Origin of the sequence: uncultured Porphyromonas sp., from assembly GCF_934359325.1 — a bacterium.
In the GTDB taxonomy this organism is placed as follows: domain Bacteria; phylum Bacteroidota; class Bacteroidia; order Bacteroidales; family Porphyromonadaceae; genus Porphyromonas_A.
Genome location: NZ_CAKRLH010000049.1, coordinates 1 through 10,345 on the forward strand (window position 1 = coordinate 1; position 10,345 = coordinate 10,345).

General features: G+C 57.2%; 8 protein-coding genes and 2 tRNA genes. 4 read left to right on the forward strand and 6 right to left on the reverse strand.

Annotated features, from left to right (window positions below; translation table 11 throughout):
- The 4 genes from Q0F21_RS03200 to Q0F21_RS07825 all read right to left on the reverse strand — a co-directional run.
- Positions 1–914 (reverse strand): hypothetical protein (locus Q0F21_RS03200; RefSeq protein WP_297237356.1); only part of this gene is annotated, 914 nt, incomplete at its 3' end.
- Positions 915–1,056: 142 nt separating this feature from the next.
- Positions 1,057–1,129 (reverse strand) — tRNA-Thr (locus tag Q0F21_RS03205).
- 332 nt (positions 1,130–1,461) lie between these two features.
- Positions 1,462–1,977, reverse strand: coding sequence for a hypothetical protein (locus Q0F21_RS03210; protein ID WP_297237358.1), 516 nt, complete (start codon positions 1,975–1,977; stop codon positions 1,462–1,464).
- Positions 1,974–2,132 carry a hypothetical protein gene (locus Q0F21_RS07825; protein ID WP_363282493.1) on the reverse strand — a complete coding sequence of 53 codons (159 nt, stop codon included), beginning with the start codon at positions 2,130–2,132 and terminating at the stop codon, positions 1,974–1,976. The genes Q0F21_RS03210 and Q0F21_RS07825 overlap by 4 nt, the downstream gene beginning before the upstream one ends.
- 399 nt (positions 2,133–2,531) lie before the next feature.
- Between Q0F21_RS07825 and Q0F21_RS03215 the strand changes: the two genes are divergently transcribed.
- The 3 genes from Q0F21_RS03215 to Q0F21_RS03225 all read left to right on the forward strand — a co-directional run bounded on the left by Q0F21_RS03215 (position 2,532) and on the right by Q0F21_RS03225 (position 6,688).
- Complete coding sequence (locus Q0F21_RS03215) at positions 2,532–3,344, forward strand: SDR family oxidoreductase (RefSeq protein ID WP_297237360.1); 813 nt, start codon at positions 2,532–2,534, stop codon at positions 3,342–3,344.
- Between the two features lie 77 nt (positions 3,345–3,421).
- Positions 3,422–4,789: a PhoH family protein gene (locus Q0F21_RS03220; protein ID WP_297237362.1), complete on the forward strand. Its 1,368-nt coding sequence runs from the start codon at positions 3,422–3,424 to the stop codon at positions 4,787–4,789.
- 18 nt (positions 4,790–4,807) lie between these two features.
- A complete protein-coding gene (locus tag Q0F21_RS03225) occupies positions 4,808–6,688 on the forward strand; it encodes an oxaloacetate decarboxylase (RefSeq protein WP_297237364.1) in 1,881 nt (626 codons plus the stop codon).
- A gap of 74 nt (positions 6,689–6,762) precedes the next feature.
- On the opposite strand, the gene Q0F21_RS03230 is transcribed toward Q0F21_RS03225, so the two are convergent.
- Both Q0F21_RS03230 and Q0F21_RS03235 read right to left on the reverse strand, forming a co-directional pair.
- Positions 6,763–6,837 (reverse strand) — tRNA-Pro (locus Q0F21_RS03230).
- A 568-nt stretch (positions 6,838–7,405) separates the two neighbouring features.
- The gene (locus Q0F21_RS03235) at positions 7,406–9,277 is read right to left on the reverse strand and encodes a heavy metal translocating P-type ATPase (RefSeq protein ID WP_297237365.1); all 1,872 of its coding nucleotides are present in this window, start codon (positions 9,275–9,277) and stop codon (positions 7,406–7,408) included.
- Between the two features lie 193 nt (positions 9,278–9,470).
- On the opposite strand from Q0F21_RS03235, the gene Q0F21_RS03240 reads away from it, so the two are divergent.
- A partial coding sequence (locus Q0F21_RS03240; RefSeq protein ID WP_297237367.1) for an AAA family ATPase occupies positions 9,471–10,345 on the forward strand: 875 nt, incomplete at its 3' end.

The window sequence follows — 10,345 nt, forward strand, 5'->3', positions numbered from 1 at the left end:
GCCTCCTCCATCTCCTCGTGCATGGAGGGGTGGGGGAAGAAGAGTGGTCGCTCCGGTTCGTCCGGATCTAACTTGGGCGGAGCCTCCAGCCTATAGAGCTTCTCTGTCCCGCGACTGTCCCTCAGCAAGCAGGCCTTGAAGGGCCTGGGTGTGCGGGTGTCCGCATCGAGTGGGCTATCTGAGGCGGCCTGCTGATAGAGCCGATCCATATTCTCATCGTCGTAGCGCAGGAGGATGCCGTGGACCCTCTCATCAGAGAGACTCTCCATCGTCTCATCACCGACCCGGATCATCAGCAGATCCTCCGGGAGAATCCCCCTCTCCTTCATCTCCGCCTGCACCATTTCGCCCACTTCTGTCCGATCGTCTATGGAGGCGAAGAGCTGCTCCGGGACCGCTTCTGCCCGGCGTCTTTCCTTCTCCTCCCCACGGGGGTCCTCATCCGCGAGCACCTCACCGGTCATCAGAGCGACGATAGGCATACTATCCATGTAGCCGTCTCGGTAGGCCTGGAGGGCGATGTCATCTCCCAGGCTCTCCATCAAGCTCTGCTCCTCATCCGTAGTCCATATCAGCATGGGGTAGAGATCCCGCAGCCCGGGGATGTCGGACTGTGGCAGGGCTAAGAGCAGCCGCCTCGGCTCAGCGGTGTCGCTGGACTCGTAGAGGACCGCGCGAAACTTGCGGGGAAGCACATTGTAGCCCGCACTCCGCTCTTTGCGGTCCGCCTTGGACACCAATTGACGGAAATACTCCTCGGTCTGCAGGAAGATCTCGAAATGGCGCTGCCCGAGGGCAAACATGTCAAGCCGCTGATCCGGACGGGTCAGGTAGAGTACCTGATCGGGCCAGATGTTTTGCGATCGGAGGATCTCTTTCATCTCCGGTGAGAGCATTTGGAGGATATTTGCCATAGAGCTGGAGGCTATAATGATAGTATGAATAGGACTGCCAATGTGGTCCTTCTCGCAAATATACCCTTACTACCCTCCACCTCCAAAAAAGTGAGAGCGCCCACGGATAAAAATCATCCGCAGACGCTCTCGGGGGAGGGAGAGCCGAAAACGAGACTCGAACTCGTGACCTACGCATTACGAATGCGTCGCTCTACCAACTGAGCTATTTCGGCAAGGGTCGGCCTCTTCGCCACCCGCCCTACCCTCATGGGTAAGGCACCGCAAAGGTACGAAATTATCTCTCTCCGGCAATGTACCAACCCCACATAGAAATGCGAATCAGCCACCCCAAGGAGCACTGCAAAGATACCACCTCCCCCACCTCCGCCTGTCTCTTATCTGCATGTAGCGCTCACTTCTGTCGACTACAAGCTCATTCATACGTTAGAGATCTAAGCCACGAAGCCCCTGCCGAAGTTGGCAGGAGCTTCGCAAACGACCTAACGCAAAGTCTTTGGCGGACTTATATCACGCACAGAGAAGCAGAGTAGAAAGGCAGTCTCTCCTACCACTCCACTAACCCTTGATCATTTTTGACACGAGCGCAATAAATACCCCAGAATAGCGAGTCACTAATATGATCCACGTTGCCTAAATTAAGGTACTCAGAGGTAAATGTTTCAATAATAAAGACATATTCTTCTGCAAGCACCCATTTATGATCCTTAAGAGCATACATAGCTAATCGCAGCAGACCATCTTCGTAACAATAGTTACATTTTCGCACCCCCTCATACTTGTAATTGCGATAGGATAGATACATCATACCGGTTTCACCGGTTTTACTCTCATAGCCGGGTGTCCCCTCCACTTTACCCGGCAGGAAGCTCAGAGATACCTTAATGTCAGTAGTCTGCTGCTCGATGTAACCATTCGCATTTCCTCGCCACACTGTATTGTATAGACTTCGCACAGGCTCATTATCTGGCTTGTTGGTGTCGTCATCGCATCCACAAATGAGACACGCCATAAGTGAGATGGCTAAGCACCTCGCGATCGTCATATAACTCTTATTCTTCATAATCCTATTACAGTATAAAAAACACTTAGCATACTCATAGAAATGGGTTTTGCATCCAAAGATGCAACCAAACCAGAAAGACCATACACCTCAGGGATATAATCTTCATCGTAGAAAGACAGGCAGACCTTGTTGTCCGGAGCGATCTGCTCCATACAGGAGCAGAGAGACAGCACTCCTGCTAAAGCAAGAAGGCCGCAGAGCCTTTCATTTTAGTAAATCTCATGTCAATACTCGCATATACAAAGGTTATGATTAGCATTCTTCTAATGCAAATATAGGTATAATCTCTTATCAGCAAAAAAACACTTCATAACACAACCAGACGAACGCATCTGACTTTGCCGCCGAATGCCAGCCCGAATGCATAATCCGGATGCAAAAATGCATATCGCTGTCACTCAGATAGTAGCGGTCTGGTACTTCTGTTACCGATATTAGTGTTGACTATTACCGGTAATAGAAATGGGGGGTCTCATCGGGCTTCGGGGCGGTAGGGTGTAGCGCATTATACTTAACTTTGTCGAGTCGTTTTTCATAAGCCATAGATTATCATGTCATACGGATTGCTTAGGGGGAAGAGGGGGATCATTTTTGGGGCGCTCAATGAGAAGTCGATCGCCTGGAAGGTGGCAGAGCGCTGCCATGAGGAGGGCGCCACACTCGCCCTCTCGAATACCGCCGCGGCGCTGCGCTTCGGCACGCTCGACCGGCTGGCAGAGGAGACCGGGAGTATCGTCATCCCGGCGGACGCCACTTCGGTCGAGGAGCTGGAGCAGGTCTTCACGCAGGCGATGGAGCAGCTGGGCGGGAGGATCGACTTTGTGCTCCACTCCATCGGCATGAGCCCCAACATCCGCAAGCGGATCCCCTACGAGGAGCTCAGCTACATGAATTACGAGAAGACCCTCGATATCTCAGCGATGTCCTTCCACAAGATGCTCTCGGTCGCTAAGCGGCTCGATGCAATCAGCGAGTGGGGCTCGGTGGTGGCGCTCACCTACATTGCTGCGCAGCGCTCCTTCGTCGACTACAGCGACATGGCGGATGCCAAGGCGATGCTCGAGTCGATCACCCGGAGCTTCGGGCTGATCTACGGTGAGGCGCGCCACGTGCGTATCAATACGATCTCCCAGTCTCCGACGGCGACCACTGCCGGCGAGGGGATCGAGGGGATGGAGCAGCTACGCCTCTTTGCCGACCGGATGTCGCCTCTCGGCAATGCCGATGCGGACGACTGCGCCGACTACTGCGTCGCACTCTTCTCCGACCTGACACGTAAGGTGACAATGCAGAATCTCTACCACGACGGCGGCTTCTCCTCCGTCGGCATCACCCGCTCCGCCCTCGAGCAATTCTTCTCGTAAGGAAAGGGCTGAATGTACAATTGGATCTCTTTTCGCTACATTTGTGCCGAAGGATACACTAACTCAACCGAACAACCATGGCTAAGAAGAACTTTGTACTCGATACCAACGTGATCCTCCACGACTACCAGTGCGTGAAGAATTTCCAGGAAAACAACGTCTACATCCCCATCGCCGTCCTTGAGGAGGTGGATAAATTCAAGAAAGGCTACGAGCAGATCAATTACAATGCGCGCGCCTTTACCCGCATCATCGACAAGGCGATCGAGGAGGAGACGGAGAAGGACACGAAGGAGAAGGGGAGCAAGCTCCACGACTTCATCACCAACGGCATAGCGGTCAATGCCGACGGCGGACGGGTCTACATCCTGACCGAGGGACAGCACCACCCCAAGGTGCAGGCAGCCTTTGGGGAGGACATCAAGGATCACCGCATCCTCTCCACCGCACTGACGCTGATGGACGAGCATCCCGGCGAGGAAACGGTCCTCGTGAGCAAGGATGTCAATATGCGGCTCAAGGCTCTCTCCCTCGGGCTCGAGGCGGAGGACTACACGACCGACAAGATCCGGCAGGAGGACCCCAATCGACCCGAGCAGCACGAGATAGAGATCGCCGACGATAGCGCCGTGGACAGCCTCTACGTCGCCGGTGGCAAGGGCGTTCCCGTCGAGGAGCTCTCCCTGCCGGTCACCGTGGTGCCCAATCAGACTTTTGTCCTCAAGGCTCCCAACTCCTCCGCACTCTGCCGCGTGGACAATGAGGCGAAGACGGTCCGCACCGTGGAGAAGAAGAGCTACTTCGGCATCTCCCCGCGCAATGCGGAGCAGGCGCTCGCCTTCGACGTGCTGATGGATCCGACCATCTCCCTCGTCGCTCTCACCGGTACCGCCGGTACGGGTAAGACGCTCCTCGCCCTCGCTGCTGCCCTCGCCCAGGCCGAGGACTACCGACAGATCCTCCTCGCCCGACCGATCGTCTCCCTTGCCGACAAGGACATCGGCTTCCTTCCGGGAGACTATAAGCAGAAGATCATGCCTTACATGCAGCCGCTCTTCGATAATCTCAATGTGATCAAGTCACAGCTCGGGACCGGGTCCGCCGCTGCACAGGAGATCGATGCTATGCTGGGCGATGAGCGCTTAGTGGTCGAGGCACTGGCCTACATCCGTGGTCGAAGCCTCGGCGACGTGATCTTCATCGTCGATGAGGCGCAAAACCTCACGCCCCAGGAGATCAAGACCATCATCACCCGCGCCGGCGACCACGCCCGTATGATCTTCACCGGAGACGTACAGCAGATCGACTCGCCCTACCTCGACAGCAGGAGCAACGGCCTCGCCTACATGATCGAGCGGATGCGCGGTGAGGACTGCTTTGCACACGTCAATCTCATCCACGGCGAGCGCTCCCACCTGAGCGACCTCGCCGCACGCAAGCTGTAATAACCGCTTCTTCTTTTTATGACAAAAAGGAAACCGATACAATTCAGTCTCGTCTACCGAGACATGTTCCAGAGCTCGGGGAAGTACCAGCCTCTCGCCCACCAGCTGGAGCGGGTCGCCCCCGCGATCATAGATATGGGCTGCTTCTCCCGAGTGGAGACGAATGGAGGCGCCTTCGAGCAGGTTCAGCTGCTCGCAGGCGAGAATCCCAACCAAGCTGTCCGGACCTTTACCAAGCCCTTCCGTGAGGCAGGGATCAAGACCCACATGCTCGACCGGGCGCTCAATGCCCTCCGGATGTACCCCTGTCCGTCGGATGTGCGGCGGCTGATGTACAAGGTGAAGCACGCCCAGGGAGTCGACATTACCCGCATCTTCGACGGGCTCAATGACCCCCGCAACGTCATCCCCTCGATCCGGTACGCCAAGGAGGCGGGTATGACCCCGCAGGCGACGCTCTGCATCACCCACTCGCCCGTCCACACGGTAGACTACTACGCCGCTCTTGCCGACACGCTCATCGAGGCGGGAGCTGAGGAGATCTGCCTCAAGGATATGGCCGGCATCGGTCGACCGACAGTCATCGGTCAGATCGTCCGGCGGATCAAGGAGGCGCACCCCGACATCGTGATCGAGTACCACGGCCACATCGGTCCCGGCTTCTCCGTCGCGTCTATGCTCGAGGCGGCGCGCGCCGGCGTGGACATCCTCGACACCGCCGTGGAGCCGCTCTCGTGGGGAAAGATCCACCCCGACGTGATCACCATCCGGGAGATGCTGAGAGCCGATGGCTTCGAGGTGCCGGAGATCAATATGAAGGCCTATATGCAGGTCCGCACACTCACGCAGGAGTTTGTGGACGACTTCCTCGGCTACTACATCAATGAGCAAAACCTCCAGTGCTCCTCGCTCCTCATCGGCTGCGGGCTCCCCGGAGGGATGATGGGCTCGATGATGTCCGACCTGAAGGGCATCCACGAGGCGATCAATATGTTTCATCGGCAGAAGGACGAGCCGGAGATCTCCATCGACGATCTGATGGTGAAGCTCTTCGACGAGGTGGCGCACATCTGGCCAATGCTCGGCTACCCGCCCCTCGTCACCCCCTACAGCCAGTACACCAAGAACATCGCCCTGATGAATGTCTTCAATATGGAGCGCGGCGGCGAGCGGTGGCAGGCTATTGATGAGAAGGCCTGGGGAATGATCCTCGGCAAGAATGGTCGCGTCCCCGGCCCCGTGGCTGAGGAGCTGCGCACGCTTGCGGAGGAGAAGGGGCTCGCCTTTACCGACGCTGACCCGCAGACCAATTACCCCGACGACCTCGACCGCTTCCGCCGGATGATGGACGAGGAGGGCTGGGACTACGGCGAGGACGACGAGGAGCTCTTTGAGCTCGCCATGCACGAGCCGCAGTACCGCGACTACCGCTCCGGCATTGCCAAGGAGCGATTCCTCGAGGACCTGGAGCAGAAGCGTGCTGAGCGTGCCGCCCTCCTCGGCACCACCCCCGAGGAGGTTCGGGCGCTGAAGCGTGCCGCATGGACGGCAGTCACCGCCCCCACGAGTGGTCAGATCCTCTGGGAGATCAATCTCGAGGAGGGCTCCGCCGCACCTCAGGTCGGCACCGCCTACCGCCGTGGGAGCTGCCTCTGCGAGATCTGCCCCTCAGGCGGCTACCGCGAGCCGGTGACCGCCCTCGTCGGTGGACGCATCCGTGAGGTGGTTGCCGATCAGGGCGCCATGGTTCGCAAGGGCGATGTCATCTGCTATATGGACGATGACGAAGCGACCCTGCCGGCGGAGGAGAAGCCTGCCGACTCCGCCCTCCACCGCCCCGAGGAGCAGCCCTACAGCCACCACGAGGTACTCAACCCCTCCACCCGTATGGGTCGATAGGAAATCCTAACAAGATAAACCAAGAGAGCGATGAAGAGAAATAGATCTCCTCATCGCTCTCTTTTTTTGTCTTGTCGGGGTGGCGAGATTCGAACTCGCGACCCTCTGCTCCCAAAGCAGATACGCTAACCGGACTGCGCTACACCCCGATGACCTCTCGGTCTTATGTGAGGGCAAAGGTAGCCATTTTATCCAGAATACGAAACGCCCGACGAGCTTTGGCGGGGCTGACGCATTTGAGCTTTACCTCGCCCGCCCGATCCCGCAGGGACTTACTCGCCGGTCCCCGTCTTCTGACACCCCGCCCCTGTACGATGCCACATTCATCCCCTATGCCGCCGGTAGGCGAATCCCCGGCGCCGGGGAGTATCGTATCGAGCTGGATAGAGTTCGGTGAATTCTAAACCCGGTATTAGTCATCACTAAACCCGGTAATAGTGATGACTAATACCGGGTTTAGTTTGAGGGTGTAGGGGCTGACGAGCTTGAGCCTTACAGTAAACTTATTTGATGCCCGTCAGAGAGGCTGATACTTAGGGAGCGGGCATCCTTGCGGATGCGGTTACGCTGCTGATGGATGAGTCTCAAACGCGTCAGCCCTGCGAGCTTTGGGCTAATTCGCATTCTGATAGGCCGAGACGGGGACATCGAAAGAGATGGAGACCTTTGCGTAGCAAAGAGAATACACTCTGCCCTACTCAGGCACCACTCCAGATATCAGCGGGGGGTGCGGAGGGCGCGCATGGCGTTGAGGATCGCAAGGACCATCACACCGACGTCGGCGAAGACCGCCATGCCCATCGTCGCAAGACCGAGGGCGGCGAGGAGGAGGACGAGGAGCTTCACCCCGATGGCGAAGATGGCGTTCTCCCGGGCGATCCGAAGGATGCGGCGAGAGATCCGGATGGCGAGGGCGATCTTGGAGGGCTTGTCATCCATCAGCACCACATCGGCCGCCTCTATGGCGGCGTCGGATCCGAGACCACCCATGGCGATCCCGATGTCGGCTCGTGCGAGGGCGGGCGCATCATTGATCCCATCCCCGACGAAAGCGACCATCCCTTCGGCTGCATTCAGCTCCTCCTCCAGTCTCTTCACCTTATCCTCGGGGAGGAGCTCAGCGTGAAATGCCGTCACGCCGGTCTCCTCAGCGATATGGGCCGCCACGTCTCGGTGGTCGCCGGTCAGCATCACGCTGCGGGTGATCCCCGCCTGACGCAGCGCATCCATCGCCTCACGGGCATCGGGCTTGATCGCATCGGAGACGACGATGTGTCCGGCATAGACGCCGTCGATGGCGACGTGGACAATCGTCCCGACGTGGTCGCAGGGGTGCCACTTGGCTCCGATGCGCTCCATGAGGGTACTATTGCCGACCGCCACCTTTTGTCCATTCACCACCGCCGTGACGCCCTCACCGGCGATCTCCTCGATCTGCTCTACGCTGCAGTCGTCCTGCTCCCCGGGGTAAGCATCCCGGAGTGACGCAGCGATGGGATGGGTGGAGAAGCGCTCCACGTGGGCGGCGAGGTGCAGCAGATGATTCTCATCCTGTGCCACCGGGTGGACCGCATTCACCTCGAAGACTCCCTTCGTCAGCGTGCCGGTCTTGTCCAGTACAACAACGCCGGTCTTGGCGAGCCGGTCAATGTAATTGGCACCCTTTATCAAGATCCCCTCCCTCGAGGCACCACCGATGCCGGCGAAGAAGGTGAGCGGGATGGAGATGACGAGCGCGCAAGGGCAGGAGACGACGAGGAAGGTGAGGGCACGGTAGAGCCAGGTGGCGAAGTGCCCACTGAAGTCGCCCGTGAGGAGTGGCGGGACAATGGCAAGCAGCACCGCCACACCCACGACTATCGGAGTGTAGACCCGAGCAAATCGGGTGATGAAGGTCTCGCTCCGGGACTTGTGCTCGGCAGACTCCTCCACCAGCTTGATGATCCGCGAGGCGGTGGAGTCGCCGAAGCTCTTCGTCACGCGTGCCTCAAGCAGCCCGGAGATATTGACGCATCCCGAGAGGATCTCGTCCTCCTCGGCGACCTCCCGCGGGACGCTCTCGCCGGTGAGGGCGACGGTATTGAGGCTGGAGCGCCCCTCAGTGATGATGCCGTCGAGGGGCACTCGCTCTCCAGGGCGTATCACCATGGTATCACCTATGGATACCTCCTCCGACGGCACCTCCACCACCTCACCACCTCGGCGGATGTGGGTGGTGTCGGGCCGGATCTCCATCAGGTGAGAGATCGCCCGTCGGCTGCGCCCCTCGGCATACTCTTCGAAGAGCTCCCCGAGCTGGAAGAAGAGCATAACGAAGACCGCCTCGGGGAACTGGCTCTCAGCCCCCGGTAGGAAGCCAATTCCCAGTGCCCCCAGCGTGGCGATGCTCATCAGGAAGTCCTCGTCCAGCAGTTCCCCCTTCGCTATTCCCTCCGCCGCCTCCCACAGCGTATCGTACCCAACGATGAGGTAAGGTACGAGGTAGATGAGGAGCAGCTGCCAGAGAGGCAGAGCCACATGGTGCTCTATAACTACAGCCACCGCCAGGAGTAGTGCGGCTGCGATCAGGCGCAGTAATTTCTTATTCATATCTTTATTCTCTTGCGGACAAAGGTAGGAGAACTTCTCCGCAACCCGATTGCAAAGTCTACGCCCTCGCTCTACCACAAATTTGTCGACCGAAACACAACAAATTTGCCGATCGAAACACCACAAATTTGCCGATCGCACAGTTTGCATGTCGGATAATTGCTATATTTGAGCTTCAATGACACAGGTAGATATGAGTTACTATAAACGTACGGTAGACGCACTGCTCTGCGAGCTTCTTGAGGCTTTTGGGGCCGTTCTCATCGAGGGACCCAAGTGGTGTGGCAAAACGACCACTGCCCGTCAGATTGCCAGGAGTGTGATCCAGCTTCAGGATCCGGACATGCGTGCGGAGTACCAGGCAACTGCTTTGTCAAAGCCCTCCCTGCTACTTAATGGTGAAACCCCTCGCTTAGTTGACGAATGGCAAGATATACCGGTTCTGTGGGACGCTGTTCGAGCGCAGGTTGATATCAGGAACCTCCCCGGTCAATTCATTCTTACCGGGTCTAATGCTATCAACAAGTCTGAGATCTTGCACTCCGGAGTGGGGAGAATCGCCAGGATGAGTATGATGCCTATGAGCCTGTGGGAGTCCCAAGACTCTACGGGATCAGTTTCTTTGAAAGAATTGTTTGATAACCCCGACTACAACATAGACGGGAAAACCAGCAACTTAAAGATTGAAGATCTTATCTTCTTGGCCTCCCGAGGAGGTTGGCCGGCATCATTGCAGACTAGATCCAAAAGCTCACAACTCCTGATAGCCAAGAAATATGTTCAATCTCTTTGCGAGGATGATATAACTCGTGTGGATGGGAAAAGGCGGGACAGTCTGACCACTCAGATGATTCTGAAGTCATATGCACGCAACATATCAACACTCGCAAAGAAGAAAACGTTGATAGAAGACATCTTAAGCTCAGGCGAAGTCTCATTATCTCGTGATACCTTTGATGATTATGAGAAAGCCTTGCAACAGCTATTCATTATCCAAAACATCGAAGCATGGAGCCCGGCTATCAGGAGCAAAACAGCTATCAGGAGTAATCCAAAGCGGAGTTTTTG

Coding starts and splice junctions, on each gene's coding strand:
- Q0F21_RS03210 (WP_297237358.1), bottom strand. CDS start 1,977: ATGAAGAATAAGAGTTATATGACGATCGCGAGGTGCTTAGCCATCTCA.
- Q0F21_RS07825 (WP_363282493.1), bottom strand. CDS start 2,132: ATGGAGCAGATCGCTCCGGACAACAAGGTCTGCCTGTCTTTCTACGAT.
- Q0F21_RS03215 (WP_297237360.1), top strand. CDS start 2,532: ATGTCATACGGATTGCTTAGGGGGAAGAGGGGGATCATTTTTGGGGCG.
- Q0F21_RS03220 (WP_297237362.1), top strand. CDS start 3,422: ATGGCTAAGAAGAACTTTGTACTCGATACCAACGTGATCCTCCACGAC.
- Q0F21_RS03225 (WP_297237364.1), top strand. CDS start 4,808: ATGACAAAAAGGAAACCGATACAATTCAGTCTCGTCTACCGAGACATG.
- Q0F21_RS03235 (WP_297237365.1), bottom strand. CDS start 9,277: ATGAATAAGAAATTACTGCGCCTGATCGCAGCCGCACTACTCCTGGCG.